General features: G+C 72.5%; 15 protein-coding genes and 1 other RNA gene. 11 read left to right on the forward strand and 5 right to left on the reverse strand.

Features of this window, described 5'->3' with window-relative positions:
- Positions 1-1,939: FHA domain-containing protein (locus LIU39_RS27130; RefSeq protein WP_227049574.1), on the reverse strand; the 1,939-nt coding region annotated here is incomplete at its 3' end.
- Between the two features lie 450 nt (positions 1,940-2,389).
- Here LIU39_RS27130 and LIU39_RS27135 point away from each other — a divergent pair.
- The 4 genes from LIU39_RS27135 (at position 2,390) to LIU39_RS27150 (ending at position 7,997) form a co-directional block, all read left to right on the forward strand.
- Positions 2,390-4,039 carry a serine/threonine-protein kinase gene (locus LIU39_RS27135; protein WP_227049536.1) on the forward strand — a complete coding sequence of 550 codons (1,650 nt, stop codon included), beginning with the start codon at positions 2,390-2,392 and terminating at the stop codon, positions 4,037-4,039.
- A gap of 246 nt (positions 4,040-4,285) precedes the next feature.
- Positions 4,286-5,560 (forward strand): serine/threonine-protein kinase, encoded by a 1,275-nt coding sequence (locus LIU39_RS27140; RefSeq protein ID WP_227049537.1) that lies wholly within the window; start codon positions 4,286-4,288, stop codon positions 5,558-5,560.
- Positions 5,561-5,703: 143 nt separating this feature from the next.
- Positions 5,704-6,816, forward strand: a complete 1,113-nt coding sequence (gene prfB, locus LIU39_RS27145; protein ID WP_227049538.1) for a peptide chain release factor 2 — start codon at positions 5,704-5,706, stop codon at positions 6,814-6,816.
- A gap of 329 nt (positions 6,817-7,145) precedes the next feature.
- Positions 7,146-7,997, forward strand: coding sequence for a hypothetical protein (locus LIU39_RS27150; RefSeq protein ID WP_227049539.1), 852 nt, complete (start codon positions 7,146-7,148; stop codon positions 7,995-7,997).
- Between the two features lie 157 nt (positions 7,998-8,154).
- On the opposite strand, the gene LIU39_RS27155 is transcribed toward LIU39_RS27150, so the two are convergent.
- Positions 8,155-8,349 carry a hypothetical protein gene (locus LIU39_RS27155; RefSeq protein ID WP_227049540.1) on the reverse strand — a complete coding sequence of 65 codons (195 nt, stop codon included), beginning with the start codon at positions 8,347-8,349 and terminating at the stop codon, positions 8,155-8,157.
- Positions 8,350-8,599: 250 nt separating this feature from the next.
- On the opposite strand from LIU39_RS27155, the gene ftsE reads away from it, so the two are divergent.
- From ftsE to ssrA, 5 genes are all read left to right on the forward strand, one after another.
- The gene (ftsE, locus tag LIU39_RS27160; protein WP_030069385.1) at positions 8,600-9,289 is read left to right on the forward strand and encodes a cell division ATP-binding protein FtsE; all 690 of its coding nucleotides are present in this window, start codon (positions 8,600-8,602) and stop codon (positions 9,287-9,289) included.
- A 9-nt stretch (positions 9,290-9,298) separates the two neighbouring features.
- On the forward strand, positions 9,299-10,207 hold the full coding sequence (gene ftsX / locus LIU39_RS27165; RefSeq protein ID WP_227049541.1) for a permease-like cell division protein FtsX: 909 nt from the start codon (positions 9,299-9,301) through the stop codon (positions 10,205-10,207).
- Positions 10,208-10,274: 67 nt separating this feature from the next.
- Positions 10,275-11,450, forward strand: coding sequence for a S41 family peptidase (locus tag LIU39_RS27170; RefSeq protein ID WP_227049542.1), 1,176 nt, complete (start codon positions 10,275-10,277; stop codon positions 11,448-11,450).
- Between the two features lie 18 nt (positions 11,451-11,468).
- A complete protein-coding gene (smpB, locus tag LIU39_RS27175; protein ID WP_227049543.1) occupies positions 11,469-11,966 on the forward strand; it encodes an SsrA-binding protein SmpB in 498 nt (165 codons plus the stop codon).
- A gap of 147 nt (positions 11,967-12,113) precedes the next feature.
- Positions 12,114-12,483: a transfer-messenger RNA gene (ssrA, locus tag LIU39_RS27180) on the forward strand.
- Between the two features lie 532 nt (positions 12,484-13,015).
- Here ssrA and LIU39_RS27190 read toward each other — a convergent pair.
- Positions 13,016-13,798 carry a GIDE domain-containing protein gene (locus LIU39_RS27190; RefSeq protein ID WP_227049544.1) on the reverse strand — a complete coding sequence of 261 codons (783 nt, stop codon included), beginning with the start codon at positions 13,796-13,798 and terminating at the stop codon, positions 13,016-13,018.
- Between the two features lie 34 nt (positions 13,799-13,832).
- On the reverse strand, positions 13,833-13,976 hold the full coding sequence (locus LIU39_RS27195; protein WP_227049545.1) for a hypothetical protein: 144 nt from the start codon (positions 13,974-13,976) through the stop codon (positions 13,833-13,835).
- A 170-nt stretch (positions 13,977-14,146) separates the two neighbouring features.
- Here LIU39_RS27195 and LIU39_RS27200 point away from each other — a divergent pair, with 170 nt between their 5' ends.
- Both LIU39_RS27200 and LIU39_RS27205 read left to right on the forward strand, forming a co-directional pair.
- Positions 14,147-15,556, forward strand: coding sequence for a nitrate/nitrite transporter (locus tag LIU39_RS27200; RefSeq protein WP_227049546.1), 1,410 nt, complete (start codon positions 14,147-14,149; stop codon positions 15,554-15,556).
- A gap of 161 nt (positions 15,557-15,717) precedes the next feature.
- Positions 15,718-16,953, forward strand: a complete 1,236-nt coding sequence (locus LIU39_RS27205; RefSeq protein ID WP_227049547.1) for a uroporphyrinogen-III synthase — start codon at positions 15,718-15,720, stop codon at positions 16,951-16,953.
- 75 nt (positions 16,954-17,028) lie between these two features.
- Here the strand turns inward: LIU39_RS27205 and LIU39_RS27210 are convergent, their stop codons facing one another.
- Entirely contained in the window at positions 17,029-17,805 is a 777-nt protein-coding gene (locus tag LIU39_RS27210) for a class I SAM-dependent methyltransferase (RefSeq protein ID WP_227049548.1), read from the reverse strand.
- Positions 17,806-17,840 lie beyond the last annotated feature (35 nt).

Raw genomic sequence — 17,840 nt, forward strand, 5'->3', positions numbered from 1 at the left:
GGGAGTGCAGGGCGGCGAGCTGGGCGAGGGCCGAGCGGGCGAGTCCCGCGAGCCGGGCGCGCGGCCCCGCGAGGCCGCGTGCGCCCGCCCGCCGCAGTTCGACGGCGACCGGGACGGCAGCCCGGCCGCCGGCTCTGGACGCCGTGCCGAGCCGGACGGCCAGCGCGTCCGGATGGTCCTGATCGCGCTCCCACAGGCGGGGGCCGGGACCGAGCGCCGTCAGCAGCACGGCGGCGGCGTCCGGCCACCGCTCGAGCGCCGCGGGCCCGGACGGCGGCGCGGCGTCCTGCGCGGCCTCGTCGGCGGGATGGCCGGTATCGGCTGCCGCGGCGGCAGGCCGGGCCTGCGGGGCGGCGGCCTCCTCCGGGCCGTCCACGGCCGGCCGGCCGCCCGCGAGCCGGCGCGCCCACGCACCGATGCCGCCGCGCCGCCCGCCCTTACGGGACATCCCGGCGGGGGGCGCTAGCTCCTGCTGCCCGCCGTGCGTACCGTCCCCGGCGCCCGCGGGCCCGGCGTCCGAGCGCTCGCGGACCCCCGGCCCGAAGCCCTCGGGGGTGGTGCCGCGCAGCGGGGTTCCCTGCCGGGACGACTCCTGGGCGCGGGGATCGCCCGGAGTGCCGTGGGCGGAGGCGAAGCGGCCGTCGTGCGGGTCGTGGCCGCCGTAGGGGGAGCCGGATCCGGGGTGGCCGGGGTATTCGGGACGGCGGTGGGCGGGCGCGTCGTCGGCGGGCGGCGGCGCGCTGCCGGGGTGCTGCTGCCCGCGGGCGGAGATCGGGGTGCCGTGCAGCGGCGTGTCCTGCCGCTCCTGGCCGCGCGCCGCGCTGCTCGCCACCGCGCTGCTCAGCCCGCCGCCGGGGTACGGCGCGCGCGGATCACGGGCGGCGCCGTGCGCGTCGTACGCTCCGGGCCGCGCGCCGTCGCCGGACCCGCTGGGCAGCGCTCCGGCTTCGCGGGCGCCGGGACCGTACGGATCAGGGGCCGCCCCGGGGGCGTACGCGGTTCCGGCCGGGCCCTGGGCATACGGAGCCGACGGCGTGGCCGGCCCCCGGGCCGCTTGCGGATGCCGGAGCCCCGGGACGCCACGGGGCTCGGAGCCCTCGCCCTGCCGCCCCGGAGTCTCCGCCGGAGCCGCGCCACCGGACGGGCCGGAGGCCGCGCCGCGCACACCGGATGCGTCGTACGAGCCGCCGTACGGGCCGCCCGCTCCCGCCGCGCCGCCCCGGCCCGGCTCCCGCTCCTCGCCCGCGCCGCCGTCGGCGTCCGGCGTGCCCGTGTCGCCGGGGCGCACCCGGAGGTGGCCCTCGCCGTCCGGGGTGGCCTGGAGCGCGGGGTCGGGGGTGCCGGACGAGGGCTGGAGGCGCAGCGCGGACTCGCCGATGCGCAGCAGGGTGCCCGCGTGCAGCGGCGCGGGGTGCGCGGCGAGTTCGGCGCCGTCGACGACGGTGCCGTTCGTGGAGCGCAGGTCGGCGACGTACACCGAACCGTCCGCCTCGACCGTCACGGCGCAGTGCAGCCGGGAGACGTCCGGGTCGTCGAGGGGGACGTCGGCGTCGGCGGAGCGGCCGATGTGGATCTGGCCGCCGTGCAGCAGGTGGACGCCGCCGGCGTCGGGGCCGGAGACCACGCGCAGCCGGGCCGGGCCGTGCGGCAGGCCGTGGGCGGGGTCGGGACCGGGGGCCTGGAGGGAGAGCACCGCGCCGTCGATCAGCGGGGGTTCGCCGAGCGCGGCGCGCTGCGGGTCGAGCCGCTCGCTGCCCGCGAACAGGACGACGGGCCCGCCACCGGACGCGCCGACGTCCGCGCCGCTGCCGGCGACCGACGCGGCGAGCGAACCGGCCACCGCCGCAAGTGCGGTCCCGGCAGGGGCCGTCACGAGCACGTCACAGGCCCGCGTGGGGTGGCCGCTGCGCGGCCCGAGGACGGTCAGCCGGATCTGCATCGCCGTCAACGGTCCCTTCTGCCCGGGGAGTTCGGCAGGGGCCCCGATCAATCCCCCACCGCGCCCGAGCGCGTCGGCTCGTACAAGTCCCAAGTGCACGGTGCGACCGAGAGCGCGCTCCCCCTCCGCATGCGTGCTGGATGCATCCTCGCACCTGCCACTGACAACACGCCCGCCGACCGGCACTCAATGATCTTGCCGGTTGCCGGCCGGACAGGGAAACCGCGGGCCCGCGGCGTGCGCGGTTTCCCCGTCCGGCCGCCCGAGCGGGCCGCGAAGATCGCCTGCCGCCCCGCGGCAACCATCCGTCCGGAACGGGCGTCTTCCCCACGAGCCCCGCACGATCCGCCACGCCGACGGGCTTGTACGTCGGCACTACAGTGGGGCGACGGGCCGCGAGCTGACCCAGCGGGCCGGACAGAGTTCGATCACGACCAGGGAGCGCATGACGTGCGGCCGGTAGGCAGCAAGTACCTGCTTGAGGAGCCGCTGGGACGCGGCGCCACGGGCACCGTCTGGCGTGCGCGTCAGCGGGAGGCGGCGGGGGCCGAGGCCGCGGTGGCCGGCGAGCCCGGCGAGACGGTCGCGATCAAGGTCCTCAAGGAAGAGCTGGCGCACGACGCGGATGTGGTGATGCGCTTCCTGCGGGAGCGCTCCGTCCTGTTGCGGCTCACCCACCCCAACATCGTGCGGACCCGCGACCTCGTGGTCGAGGGCGACATGCTCGCGCTCGTCATGGACCTGGTCGACGGCCCCGACCTGCACCGCTACCTCCGGGACAACGGTCCCTTCAGCCCGGTGGCGGCCTCCCTGCTCACCGCGCAGATCGCCGACGCGCTGGCCGCCAGCCACGCGGACGGCGTGGTGCACCGCGACCTCAAGCCCGCCAACGTCCTGCTCGCCGGGTCCGACGGCGGCGGCGAGATGCACCCGATGCTGACCGACTTCGGCATCGCCCGGCTCGCCGATTCCCCGGGCCTGACCCGCACCCACGAATTCGTGGGCACCCCCGCGTACGTCGCGCCGGAGTCCGCCGAGGGCCGCCCGCAGACCTCGGCCGTCGACATCTACGGCGCCGGCATCCTGCTGTACGAGCTGGTCACCGGCCGCCCGCCGTTCGCCGGATCGACCGCCCTGGAGGTCCTGCACCGTCACCTCAGCGAGGAACCGCAGCGTCCCGGCTCGGTGCCCGAACCGCTGTGGACGGTCATAGAGCGCTGTCTGAGCAAGCAGCCCGAGGGCCGGCCCAGCGCCGAGAACCTCGCCCGCGCGCTGCGCACCGTCGCGGCCGGCGTCGGCGTGCACGCCACCCCGGCCCAGGCGGAGGCGGCGCTCGGCGTCGCCGCGCTGCTCGCCCCCGACCCGGCGCCGGCGACGGTCCCCGGCACGGAGAACGGCGGCCCCGGTGCGGGCGACGCCGACCCCACCCAGGTCCTGCCGTCCAATGCCGGCTCCTTCGATCCGGCGGCCGCGACCAACGTGCTGCCACAGACCGGCGCTCCCGGCGGGCCGAACGCCGATCCGACCCGCGTGATGCCGCCGGTGCCCCCGATGCCGGGCGGCCCGCCCGGTGGCGGCCCGCAGGACCCTGACGGGCCGCATCCCTGGGAGTCCCAGATGCGGGCCGCGCGCGACCGCAACGACCAGACCCAGGTGCAGTACCTGGAGCCCGGCGACGACCCGCTGCGCCGCCGCCCGCAGCGCCGCCCGGCCGCCCCGCAGCAGCCGCCCCAGCAACAGCCGCAGCAGTACCGCCCGCAGCCTGCCCCGGTGCCGTACGCGCAGCAGCAGCCGCAGGCCCCGCAGCGCCGCCAGGAGCCGCCGCCGCAGCACTACGAACCGCAGCGGCCGCCCGCCCCGGAGCCGCGGCCGCGCCGTGAGCCCCGTCAGCGCAGCGCCAACCCGATGCGGATCCCGGGCCTGGGCTGCCTCAAGGGCTGCCTGTTCACGATCGTCATCCTGTTCGTGGCGAGCTGGCTGATCTGGGAGCTGACCCCGCTCCAGGAGTGGATCGGCACCACCAAGGGGTTCTTCACTCAGATCGGGGACGTCGTCGCCGGGGTGCGGGACTTCATCGAAGGACTGGGCAACAAGTTCTAGGCCGGGCCCGAACGGCTCCCGGGGACACCTCGGGAGCCCGCCTGCCCCGGAGGGCTCCGCAGGCCGGAGGTCTCCGGGGATCCCCGCCGGACGACCCTGTGGATTTGTCGACTTCCGGCGGCGATTTCTCCCACAGAAGTGAAGGTTGCCGCCTTCCGGGGCACGGAACCCCCCGGTACCCGCGTAGCTTTGACGCCAACTTCAGCCTCCGCAGGACGCTCGGGGGCCCGACACGTCGGAGCAGTCTTGGCACGGAAGATCGGCAGCCGGTACACCGCCCACCAGATCCTGGGACGCGGCAGTGCCGGCACGGTATGGCTGGGCGAGGGCCCCGAAGGGGCCGTGGCCATCAAGCTGTTGCGTGAGGACCTCGCATCCGACCAGGAACTCGTCGGCCGCTTCGTACAGGAACGTACGGCGCTGCTGAGCCTGGACCACCCGAGGGTCGTCGGCGTGCGCGACCTCGTGGTCGACGGCAACGACCTCGCCCTGGTCATGGACCTCGTACGGGGCACCGACCTGCGGACCCGGCTGGAGCGGGAGCGGCGGCTGCCCCCGGAGGCCGCCTGCGCCATCGCCGCCGACGTCGCGGACGGGCTGGCCGCCGCGCACGCCGCCAGGATCGTGCACCGCGACGTCAAGCCGGAGAACGTCCTCCTGGACATGCAGGGCCCGCTCGGCCCCGGAGGGGCGCACCCCGCGCTGCTGACCGACTTCGGTATCGCCCGCCTCGTGGACTCCCCCCGGAGGACCCGCGCGACCAAGGTCATCGGCACCCCCGACTACCTCGCCCCCGAGATCATCGAGGGCCTGCCGCCGCGCGCCTCCGTGGACGTCTACGCACTGGCGACCGTCCTGTACGAGATGCTGGCCGGCTTCACGCCGTTCGGCGGCGGGCACCCCGGAGCGGTGCTGCGCCGCCACGTCACCGAACGGGTGGCGCCGCTGCCCGGCATCCCCGACGAGCTGTGGCAGCTGCTTCTCCAGTGCCTGGCCAAGGCCCCCGCCTCCCGGCTGCGCGCACCGGAGCTGGCCACCCGGCTGCGCGAGCTGCTCCCCGGGCTCGCCGGCATCCCGCCGCTGGACATCGACGAGCCGGGCAGCGAGGACCCGGAGGACGAGCAGGACGCCGCGGCCTCCGGAGGCCAGGAGGAAGGGCTCTATCCCCCGGTGGCGCCGGCCGATGCCGCCCCGGCCAGGGGAGCGGTGCCGCTCGTACAGGGGTCGGTGCCCGACTCGAACCGCGAGACGCACACCAGCATGCGGGTGCCGGGCCCCGACGAGCTGGCCGGCGGCGCGCACGGCACCGCGCGCACTCCGCGGGCGGCGGGCGAACGCCGGGCGGGATCGGCCCGTCACCGTTCGTCACCGGAGGCGGTGCGCAAGCGCCGCATCAAGCTCGGGGCGGCGGCCGCCGCGCTGGTCGTCGCCGCGGGCCTCGGCGGCTGGCTGGCCTCGGGTGACGGCGACCACGGGGACGCCGGGCCGGGCATCGAACAGCCGGATCCCGCCGCGCCCTGATCCCCTCCGGTGACGCGGGCCGCCCCCGGCCGTGGCGCTGCGTGACGGCCGGAGGGTGCCGGTGCCGGGCGGCCCGGGGTGCCCGGCCGGTCGCCGTGACGGGGCTTGGGCACGCTGTCGGCGGCAGCCGTTAGGCTGGGTGCGTGGCAGTCGTCGATGTTTCCGAAGAGCTGAAGTCCCTCTCCTCGACCATGGGGTCGATCGAGGCCGTCCTGGACCTCGACAAGATGAGGGCCGATATCGCCGTGCTTGAGGAGCAGGCCGCGGCGCCGTCCCTGTGGGACGACCCGGAGAGTGCACAGAAGATCACCAGTCGGCTGTCGTACCTCCAGGGCCAGCTGCGCCGTGCCGAGGAGCTGCGCGCCCGGGTCGACGACCTGGAGGTCCTCTTCGAGCTGGCCGAGGCCGAGGACGACGAGGACACGCGCACCGAGGCCGAGGCGGAGCTGAACGCCGTCCGCAAGGCGGTGGACGAGCTGGAGGTCCGCACCCTGCTCTCCGGTGAGTACGACTCCCGTGAGGCCCTCGTCAACATCCGGGCCGAGGCCGGCGGAGTGGACGCCGCCGACTTCGCCGAGAAGCTCCAGCGCATGTACCTCCGCTGGGCCGAGCGGCACGGCTACAAGACCGAGGTCTACGAAACCTCGTACGCCGAAGAGGCCGGCATCAAGTCGACCACCTTCGCCGTCCAGGTGCCGTACGCCTACGGAACCCTCTCCGTCGAGCAGGGCACCCACCGCCTGGTGCGCATCTCGCCGTTCGACAATCAGGGCCGCCGCCAGACGTCGTTCGCCGGCGTCGAGGTGCTGCCGGTCGTCGAGCAGACCGACCACATCGAGATCGACGAGTCCGAGCTGCGGGTGGACGTCTACCGTTCCTCGGGCCCCGGCGGCCAGGGCGTCAACACCACGGACTCCGCCGTCCGTCTGACGCACCTCCCCACCGGCATCGTGGTCTCCTGCCAGAACGAGCGCTCGCAGATCCAGAACAAGGCGACCGCGATGAACGTCCTCCAGGCCAAGCTGCTCGAACGCCGCCGCCAGGAGGAGCAGGCGAAGATGGACGCGCTCAAGGGCGACGGCGGCAACTCCTGGGGAAACCAGATGCGTTCGTACGTCCTGCACCCCTACCAGATGGTCAAGGACCTGCGGACGGAGTTCGAGGTCGGCAACCCGACCGGTGTCCTGGACGGCGACATCGACGGCTTCCTGGAGGCCGGGATCCGCTGGCGCAAGCAGCAGGAACAGGGCAAGTAAGCAGCGGTATCGGCCCGTTCCGACCCGGAAACAACTGTCCCCCACGAGGGGGCAGTTGTTTTTGCTATGGCGGTTAGGTCACAGTCGTACGTCCACGTAACGTCCAATTCTTCAGCAATTCGGGCGTAAAGGCTTTATTCGGCCTTGACGTTGCTGGGAGAACTGGGAAGGCTGGGCGCGGCATGCGTCTGTCTGGGGCGCGCGTGTGTGAACGGGGAGATGAGCGGCCCGCCTGTGAGCGGAGCCGTGTACTCGCGTGAACCCCTGACGCCGTGGCCCCGAACAGAGATGCTCCATTGACGAGTTCAGCTACTGGGGGTAGCAGACACATGACCAAGAAGACGCGGCTGCGCGTTGCGCGTATTGCGGCCAGCGCGGTGATCGCGGCCGGTGCGTCGCTCACCGCTGCCGGCGCGGCCTCCGCGGCCACGCCCGGCGGCCAGGACGGCGCGAGCCAGTGCAACCCGCTGGACCCGCTGCACCTTTTCTGTGACGACAACGGTGGCGACACCGGCGGCGACAACGGCGGCCAGGACAACGGCGGCACGGACGGCGGCCAGCAGGACGGCGGCCTGATCGGTGGTCAGGAGACCGGTGGTCAGGAGACCGGCGGTCAGGAGACCGGTGGCCAGGAGACCGGCGGTCAGCAGACCGGTGGCCAGGAAAATGGCGGTCAGGAGAACGGCGGCCAGACCGGCGGTCACGAGAACGGTGGCCAGACCGGTGGCCACGAGAACGGTGGCCAGACCGGTGGCCACGAGAACGGTGGCCAGACCGGCGGCCACAGCAGTGGTGGTCAGACCGGCGGTCACGACAACGGTGGTCAGACCGGCGGCCACAGCAACGGCGGCCAGACCGGCGGCCACGACGGCAGCACCACCGGCGGCAGCGGCAGCACGGGCGGCAGCACCAGCGGTGGCGGCACCACCGGTGGCGACGGCACCGGCACCGACAACGCCGGCAGCAAGCCGATCGAGCAGCCGGGCCAGTCCAAGGAGCAGATCGCGGACACCCCCGGCCAGGCCAAGCAGCAGGCCAAGGGTGGCGAGCTGGCCGAGACCGGTGCTTCCGGTACGACCTTCCTGCTCGTCGGCGCGGCGACGATGATCGCCGGCGGCATCGGCTTCCGCCTGCTGCCCCGCCTGATCAACAAGAACGGTGGCGGCGCGGCAGCGGCCTGACGCCGACCCGTTCCACAGTCGAGGGGCCCGGAGTGTGCACACACTCCGGGCCCCTCGGCCTTGCGTCGATGCGGCCGGATATGGCCTTATGCGGCCGGAAACGGCCTGGTGTGGCTGAATGGGCGCCGTACGGTTTCCGCGCCCTGCCGGTGGGTGCTCAGACGGCTTGGTGCAGCAGCAGGGCCACCGCGATCAGGGCCACCAGGAGCGCCAGCAGCATGGCCGGATTGAGGTGGGCGAACATTCCGCCCGCCTGCTGCTGCAGCCGCTCTCTGTTCGCGCGGCACACAGGGCAGCGGCCCTCACTCACAGGGGCCGCGCAGTTGGCGCACACCAATCGGTCGTACGTCATGCGACCTCCTTCTCCACAGCCCCAACGCTCGGGGAAGCGCGAGTGTTCCCCTTACCACTGTGCCAGCTCCGTAACGGAACGGCGCGCCCCGCCGGAATGCGCAGCTTTTGTCCCGTAGGCACCGTGAATAAACGCACCAACCATGGTCGCCGACTGCGCCGCCGTCGGAGGTTCGCGTAGGGTCACGCACACCGACGGGAGCCGCAACCCGGCAACCCGTGTCCCTATCCAGGTCGACCGTGGTGCATCAGTGATCCGATTCGACAACGTCTCCAAGACTTACCCGAAGCAGAACCGCCCCGCACTCAGGGATGTCTCCCTGGAGATCGAGCGCGGCGAGTTCGTCTTCCTGGTGGGGTCCTCGGGCTCCGGTAAGTCCACTTTCCTGCGCCTGCTGTTGCGCGAGGAGCGCGCCAGTCATGGTGCCGTACACGTCCTGGGGAAGGACCTTGCGAAGCTGTCCAACTGGAAGGTGCCGCAGATGCGGCGCCAGGTGGGCACGGTCTTCCAGGACTTCCGGCTGCTCCCCAACAAGACGGTCGGCCAGAACGTCGCGTTCGCCCTCGAAGTCATCGGCAAGCCGCGCGGCCAGATCCGCAAGACGGTCCCCGAAGTCCTCGAACTCGTCGGCCTCGGCGGCAAAGAGGACCGGATGCCGGGCGAGCTGTCCGGTGGTGAGCAGCAGCGCGTCGCCATCGCGCGGGCGTTCGTCAACCGGCCGATGCTGCTCATCGCCGACGAACCGACCGGCAACCTCGACCCGCAGACCTCCGTCGGCATCATGAAGCTGCTGGACCGGATCAACAGGACCGGTACGACGGTGGTCATGGCCACCCACGATCAGCAGATCGTCGACCAGATGCGCAAGCGGGTCATGGAACTTGAGAAGGGCCGGCTCGTACGCGACCAGTCGCGCGGCGTGTACGGCTACCAGCACTGAAAGGACGCCATGCGCGCCCAGTTCGTCCTGTCGGAGATCGGCGTCGGTCTCCGCCGTAACCTCACGATGACCTTCGCCGTCATCGTCTCCGTAGCCCTCTCGCTCGGCCTGTTCGGTGCCTCGCTGCTGATGAGTGACCAGGTCGACACCATGAAGGGCTACTGGTACGACAAGGTCAACGTCTCCATCTTCTTCTGCAACAAGAACGACGACTCCGGCGGCAATTGCGCCAAGGGAGCGGCGACCGCGCAGCAGAAGGCGGAGATCAAGGCCGACCTGAACCGGCTGCCGCTCGTGGAGAGCGTGCAGTACGAGTCCAGTGACCAGGCGTACAAGCACTACAAGCAGCAGTTCGGTGACACTCCCGTCGCCGGCCTGGTGACGCCCGACCAGCTTCCGGAGTCCTTCCGGGTCAAGTTGAAGGACCCGACGAAGTTCGCGGTCATCAAGTCGGCGTTCTCCGAGCGGCCCGGCGTCCAGGAGGTGCAGGACCAACGGGGAACCGTCGAGCCCCTGTTCAACCTCCTGGACGGCATGCGGATCGCGGCGCTGTGCGTGATGGGGCTGATGCTGGTCGTTGCGCTGTTGCTGATCGTCAACACCGTGCGGGTGTCGGCGTTCAGCCGCAGGCGGGAGACCGGCATCATGCGGCTGGTGGGAGCGTCCAGCTTCTACATCCAGATGCCGTTCATCATGGAGGCCGCCATCGCGGGCCTGATCGGCGCCGTGTTCGCGTGTGTGCTGATCGTCGGCGGCAAGTACGCGCTCATCAACAACTGGCTGGCGCAGAAGATCAAGGTGGTCGACTTCATCGGCTGGGACTCGGTCGCGTCGGTGCTGCCGCTGGTTCTGCTGATCGGCCTTGTGATGCCTGCGATTGCCGCGTTCTTCGCGTTGCGCAAGTACCTCAAGGTGTGAACTTCTCCCAAGGCGCCGTACGGTCAACTGCCCGTGCGGCGCCTTTGTGTCGCCTAGACTCGCGGCCATGTCGGACACGCCATTGTTCGTCCGGCCCCGCCGCAGCCGCCGCGGGGCGGCTCTGACGTTGGTCGTCGCGAGCGTGCTGGCCACCGGTGCCGCCGCGGGCAGTTGGCAGGCCGGACGCGAGGGCCGCTCCCACGGCAGACCGGCCGCGGCGCCCGCGCCCAAGAGCCGTACGGCGGACCGCGAGGCGGTCGAGGACGCGGCGGCGAAGGCGATGGCGGACGGCAAGTCGGGCGCGCAGGCCGCGGCCGATGTCGTCAGCCGCAGCGGCGACCGCTGGTCGACGATCTACACGGCCGGCGAGTTCGAGGACTTCCAGCGGCAGCTCGACGGCGACTACGTAGGGGTCGGCCTGTGGCTGCGGCAGGCGGCGGGTGGCCGGACAGTGGTCTCCCGGGTGCGGCCCGGCGGGCCCGCGGCCCGCGCCGGCATCACCGCGGGCGACCGGCTGCGCGCCGTCGACGGCCGGCCGTCCCGCGGCCGTCCGGTCACCGAGACCGTCGCCCGGCTGCGCGGCGGCGGCGAGGGCACTCCGGTGGAGCTGGACCTGCAGCGCGGCGCCCGGCAGTGGAGCGCCGCCCTGCACCGCATCCGGCTCAGAACCGATGACGTCCGCACGGACCGGCCGGCCGGCGCCGCCGGGCCGACCCGGATCAAGGTCGCGGCGTTCACCAAGGGCACCGGCGCGCAGATCCGGGACGCGGTACGCGCCGCGGCGCCGCACGGCGGGCTGCTGCTCGACCTGCGCGGCAATACCGGCGGCCTGGTCACCGAAGCCGTGGCCGCCGCCTCCGCCTTCCTGGACGGCGGCCTGGTCGCCACGTACGACGTGCACGGCAGTCAGCGGGCGCTGTACGCCGAGGGCGGCGGCGACACCCGTATCCCCCTGGTCGTCCTCGTGGACGGCGGGACGATGAGTGCGGCCGAGCTGCTGGCCGGTGCGCTCCAGGACCGTGGCCGCGCGGTGGTCGTCGGCTCACCGACCTTCGGCAAGGGTTCGGTGCAGATGCCCAGTGAGCTGCCGGACGGTTCGGTGGCCGAGCTGACCGTCGGCCACTACCGGACTCCGGCGGGCCGGGCGGTCGACGGCCGGGGCATCACACCGGACCTCATGGCGGGTGACGGTGCCGAGGAGCGGGCCCGCACAGTATTGAGTGGCCTCGGGGGCGGTGCGTAGTGCGAAAATGGCCGCACTATGGCTAAGCAAAAGGGCAAGGACAAGGATCCCGGGCGCAAGCTCGTCGCGCAGCACAAGAAAGCGCGGCACGACTACCACATTCTGGACACCTATGAGTGCGGCCTGGTGCTGACCGGCACCGAGGTGAAGTCGCTGCGGCAGGGCCGGGCATCGCTGGTGGACGGCTTCATCCAGATCGACGACAACGAAGCGTGGCTGCACAACGTCCACATTCCGGAGTACGCGCAGGGCACCTGGACCAACCACAGTGCCCGCCGCAAGCGGAAGCTGCTGATGCACCGGGTCGAGATCGACAAGCTGGCGGCCAAGAGCCAGGAATCGGGCCACACGATCGTGCCGCTGGCGCTCTACTTCAAGGACGGCCGGGCCAAGGTCGAGATCGCGCTGGCCAAGGGCAAGAAGGAGTACGACAAGCGGCAGACGCTCCGCGAGCAGCAGGACCGCCGTGAGACGGACCGCGCGATCTCCGCGGCGCGGCGGCGCCAGCGGTCCTGAAGGGGGCCCGCGGAGGGCGGGCCCGGGAATACGCTGGCACCCTCGGACGTTGGTCACGTACGATGGCAACGCACCCCACGGAGGGTGTGCAGCAGGTAGCCGCAGCTCAGCTGTCAGGGGTTCGGCTATTTCTTGAAAAAACAACATGGGGATGATCGGTTTCGACAGCGGATGTCGAAGCAGGGGAAGCGAGTCGAGGAAGCGACAATGATCTCGTTAACCATGTGTCGCAAACAATAATCGCCAATACCAAGCGCGATTCCTTCGCCCTCGCTGCCTAAGTAGCGACTTGCGAAGTGTCAGCCCGGGGGTGTTCCCGACCCGGATCCTGGCATCAGCTAGGGAACTAAACTTCTAAACTCGGTCACGGGGTGTAGAAGGAAATCAAACAGTGGCTGGGCCCGTCGGAGACTTGTTCGCGTGATCTCCGGGGCCGAGAAAATCGCAGCGAACTGCACTCGGAGAAGCCCTGATTCTGCACCGTTGGACGCGGGTTCGATTCCCGCCATCTCCACAATTCCCATGTGAGGCCCAGGCCCCGTGTGTCCGCCAGGACACCGGGGCCTGAGTCATGTCCGGAGCCCGGCAGGGCTGCCCGTCGTCCCCGGGGCGCGTACGAGGAGCAGCGGCGCGGCCAGGGCGAGGGCGGCGACGCGGGACGGCACGGCGTAGCCGAGGGCGGATCCGGGCGGCAGCAGGTCGACGGCCCTGCCGCCGGCTGCCGCGCCGGCCGCGCTGCCGGTGAGCAGGGCGGTTGCGGCGAGCGCCAGGCCCTCGTTGAGCCGGTCCGCGGGGGTGCGGGCCTGGACTCGCCCGCCAGGCCGCAGGATCCGGCGGCCTGGCGGGCGAGCGGGGCGCCCGCGGCCGGTCGGGCGCCGTGGCCAAAGGGGTGCGGCATCCGGGGCCCGACGCGCTGCGGGCCGCCGCCAGGCAACTGGCTGATGAGGCAGGCTGGTTGGCCGTCCCGGAGGCCGTGTGGTGGCTGCCGTCGGAGGACGCGGAGGCGATGGGTGCTGCGTAGGGGGAGCGGGGTTCCGGTGCCGGGGCGGTTACATCAGATCCAGCGCGCAGGAGAGGGCGAGAAGGGCGCCGCCGGCCGGTGTGCAGGCCCAGGCGAAGACGCGGAAGACGGCGTGCTTGCGCTGCTCGGCGGCGATCAGGTCCTGCTCGGACACGGCGGCCATCAGGAACGGGCTGCCGTCCGCGGGTGCGCTCACCGCCAGTTCGCCGCGCTCGTCGTCACGGGCCTCGCCGCGCGCGTAGAAGCGGGCCCCGGGGGCGACGGCCCACTCCTCCTGCTGGAAGCCGAGGGTGCGCTGATTGCGGGTGATGCCGGGGATGTTGGGCCCGCTGAGCGGCGGGTTGTCGCCGGGACGGTACGGCTCGAACCTGTCGTGGGTCTTCGGCGCCCGGTCGATGAGGTGCTCCCCGGGGAGTACGGCGGTGCGGCCCGTCGCGTCCTCGACGTGGAAGGGCGCGGGGCTGAGGAAGTCGGACACCACCTCGCTCTTCTTGCGGAGCTGGTTCGGGCCGTTGCCGCGGGTCTCGTACGAGCGGGTGATCCGGGTGCGGAACCACACGCACTCCGTCCGGCTCAGCTGCGAGGTCAGCGGGCCCGCGGCAGCGGCGCGGGTGACGCCTGCGACCTCGGCGAGCTGCCGGAACGCGCCCGCGCCGACCGCTTCGAGCGCCGCCCGGTGCAGTTGCCCGAGTTCCTGGGCCGACAGCGTCTCGGTGGTCACCATGGTGTGGATGCGCTTCTTCGCGCGCAGCACCTGGAAGGTGCTCAGCACGCCGAAGCCGACGAGGAAGATTCCCAGGAACGGAATCAACGCGGCCCCCTTTCCTCTCGACGCGCGGCGGTGGTCAGCGGAACATCTCGCGCAGCCTGTGGACGGTCTCGGACAGCGAACCTGCCGTCTGCAGCAGCGATCTGACGAGGCTGCCGACGGCGAACCAGCCGAGGCACACCAACGCAAGGGCGACGAGCGCCCCTTCCCACCAGCTCACGCGCTTCCCTCTGTGTGCGGCCTTGAGGCGCGGAGTCTACCGGCCGGGTGCTCACGGGGCCGTTCCGCGTCCGGTGAGACCACGGTTTCGTCTGCGTCACGGGGCGGCACGGGGGCGGAAATCCGGCCCGGCTACCTTCGCTGTCCTGTGACCTGACCCTGGGAGAGGCGATGACGGACGAGGCCGCGGCGGATGGCCGCGCGGGTACCGGTGGCCGTACGAGGCGAGGCGGGCGGTGGATCGAGCGGTGGGATCCGGAGGACGCCGGGTTCTGGGCGGCGTCCGGGGAGCGGGTGGCCCGGCGGAATCTGGTGTTCTCGGTGCTGTCCGAGCACATCGGGTTCTCGGTCTGGAGCCTGTGGTCGGTGATGGTGCTCTTCATGGGGCCCGATTACGGCATCGATCCGGCCGGGAAGTTCTTCCTGGTGGCCGTTCCGACGCTGGTCGGGAGCGTGCTGCGGGTGCCGTACAGCTTCGCCGTCGCGCTGTTCGGCGGCCGCAACTGGACGGTGATCAGCGCGCTGTTGCTGCTGGTGCCGACGGTGGCGACGGCGTGGGTGATGACGCCGGGGACGTCGTACGTGACGTTTTTGGTGGTCGCGGCGCTGGCCGGGGTCGGGGGCGGCAACTTCGCCTCGTCGATGACGAACATCAACGCCTTCTACCCGCTGCGGAAGAAGGGCTGGGCGCTGGGCCTCAACGCGGGCGGCGGAAACGTCGGGGTGCCGGTGGTGCAGCTGGTGGGGCTGCTGGTCATCGGGACGGCGGGGGCCGCGCAGCCGCGGCTCGTGCCGCTGGTGTACGTGCCGCTGATCGTGCTCGTGACGGTGCTCGCCGCGCGGTACATGGACAATCTGGGGCCGGTCGCCCACGACACCGGGGCGGCGCGCGACGCGGCGCGTGAGCCGCACACCTGGGTGATGTCGCTGCTGTACGTCGGCACGTTCGGGTCGTTCATCGGGTACAGCTTCGCGTTCGGCCTGGTGCTCCAGAGCCAGTTCGCGCGCACCCCGCTCCAGGCGGCGTCGCTGACGTTCGTCGGGCCGCTGCTGGGGTCGCTGCTGCGGCCGGTGGGCGGGCGGCTGGCGGACCGGTTCGGCGGGGCGCGGATCACGCTGGGGACTTTCGTGGCGATGGCGGCGGCGACCGGCGTGGTGATCCGGGCATCCGCGGCCTCGTCGCTGCCGGTCTTCCTCGCCGGGTTCACCGCCCTGTTCGTGCTGACGGGCCTCGGCAACGGCTCGACGTACAAGATGATCCCGGGGATCTTCCAGGCCCAGGCGGTGCGGCGCGGGCTGGCCGGCGAGGCGGCGGTGGCGTACGGGCGGCGGCTCTCGGGGGCCGCGATGGGGCTGATCGGCGCGGTCGGTGCGCTCGGCGGCCTGGGGATCAACCTGGCGTTCCGGCAGTCGTTCGGGACGACGGGGTCGGGGACGCCGGCCTTCGTGTCGTTCCTGGCCTGCTACGCGGTGTGCTCCGTGGTGACCTGGGCCGTATACCTGCGGCGGGCCGGGCGCGGGGCGCAGGCCGGCCCGGTGGCGGGGCATGAGACGCCGGTGCGGGTCCGTGCGGAGGTCTGATACACCGGCTACCGGAATCGCCAGGTAACAGCCGGGAAATGCGGTGGGACCTCGGGTGTCACCTGCCGTTGGCAGGCTCGGCGCTCCGGTACCGGCCGTGGCCGCGGGCGGTACCGGAGCACCAGGCACCACACCACTCGGGGCGGAGCGGGACGAGGACCATGCAGGCTGAGCACGGGCAGGCAGCGCCGGCGGACGGCGGCACGGACGGTCGCGGGGCGGGCGGACACGAGGCGGACGGGCCGGAGCAGGCGGCGGCCGCCCCCGGCGCCGTACCGCCGCTGGCCGGGTTCACCGTCGGGGTGACCGCGGCCCGGCGGGCGAAGGAGCTGGGGACGCTGCTGGAGCGGCGCGGCGCGCAGGTGCGGCACGCGCCGGCCCTGCGGATCGTGCCGCTCGCCGACGACTCCGAGCTGCTGGCCATCACCCGCGACCTGATCGGCCACGCCCCCGACGTGGTCATCGCCACCACCGCGATCGGGTTCCGCGGCTGGGTCGAGGCCGCGGAGGGCTGGGGGCTCGGCGGGGAGCTGCTGGCGCGTTTCGCAGGGGTGGAACTGCTGGCGCGCGGGCCGAAGGTGCGCGGCGCGATCCGGGCCGCCGGGCTGACCGAGAAGTGGTCGCCCGCATCGGAGTCGATGGCCGAGGTGCTCGACCGGCTGCTGGAGACGGGCGTGCAGGGGCAGCGGATCGCCGTCCAGCTGCACGGTGAGCCGCTGCCCGGCTTCGTCGAGGCGCTGCGGGCCGGTGGGGCGGAGGTCGTCGGGGTGCCGGTCTACCGGTGGATGCCGCCGGAGGACCTGGGCCCCGTGGACCGGCTGCTCGACCTGCTGACCGGGCACGGCCTGGACGCGGTGACGTTCACCAGCGCGCCGGCCGCCGTCTCGCTGCTGCGCCGGGCCGAGGAGCGGGGGATCGGCGACGCGGTGCTGACGGCCCTGCGGCGGGACGTACTGGTGGCCTGCGTGGGCCCGGTGACGGCGCTGCCGCTCCGGGCTCACGACATCCCCACCCACCAGCCCGAGCGCTTCCGGCTCGGGCCGCTGGTGCAGCTGCTGTGCCGGGAACTCCCGGTCCGGGCACGGACGTTGCCGGTCGCCGGGCGGGAGCTGGAACTGCGCGGGCACGCGGTGCTGGTGGACGGCGGGCTGCGGCCGGTGCCGCCGGCCGGTATGGCGCTGCTGCGGGCGCTGGCCCGCCGGCCCGGCCGGGTGGTCTCGCGCGCGGATCTGCTGCGGGCGCTGCCGGGGGCCGGGCGGGACGAGCACGCGGTGGAGACGGCGATGGCCCGGCTGCGGGTGGCGCTGGGCGCCCCGAAGCTGATCCAGACGGTCGTCAAGCGCGGCTACCGGCTGTCGCTCGATCCGCACGCGGACACGGACGAGTGCGGCGGCTGACCGCGGACGGCCCGGGGCGGGCGTACGGGGCGGCCTCGGGGGAAGGGGCCGCCCCGTACGGGCTGTTGTCCCGTCTCAGGACGGGTTGTTGACCCGGATCTTGGACTGGCCGTGCTTGCGGGTCTCCCAGTCGTCCATGAAGCGGGCTTCGAGTCCGTGCTTGCGCGCCAGCTTCAGCAGCGTCTCGGTCCGGTAGTAGAAGTCCTCGCGCAGGACCTGGTGTTCGGTTCCCTCGGTGCGGTCGAAGGTGAAGTCGAAGAAGCCGCCGGGGGCCAGGACGCGGCCGACGTGGGCGAAGCACTCGTCGATGACGCCGATCGGCGAGTGCGAGAAGACGCTGTGCGCGTGCACGACGTCGAAGTGGGCGTCCGGGAGGAACTCCAGCTTCAGGTCCTGAACGATCGTCAAGTGCGGCAGCTTGTCCTGGAGTTCGTACGTCGTCAGGGTCTGCTTCGCGGATATCAGGATGTCGGGCGAGATGTCGATGCCGTAGTAATTGCCGCTGTCGAGGTGCGCGATGAAGCGCCAGCCCGCCCGGAGGTTGCCGCAGCCGATGTCGAGCATGCGGTGGCGCGGGGTGAGGCCGTGCTCGGTGAGGTAGTCGAACTGCATCTTGCCCAGGGCCAGCCAGCGGTCGTGGGTTTGGCTGCCGACCGCGGCCTCCGGGTTGCGGCCGGCGTCGGAGGCCATCACGGCGCGGTAATAGTCCACGTGGTTGGGGTGCTTGACCCGCAGCCAGGTGTCCCGCGCGGTGCGCTTGACGTACGGGGTGATCTTGGCCGGGTTGCGGACCGCGTAACCGATCTTGTGCGTGATGCTGGAGCGGTTGGTGTTCAGCGATGTGCGCGACATGGAGACCTTCGTCCTGAGGAGCCGGGCGGGCCGGG

The sequence above is a fragment of the Streptomyces pinistramenti genome, assembly GCF_020564935.1.
Taxonomy (GTDB): domain Bacteria; phylum Actinomycetota; class Actinomycetes; order Streptomycetales; family Streptomycetaceae; genus Streptomyces; species Streptomyces pinistramenti.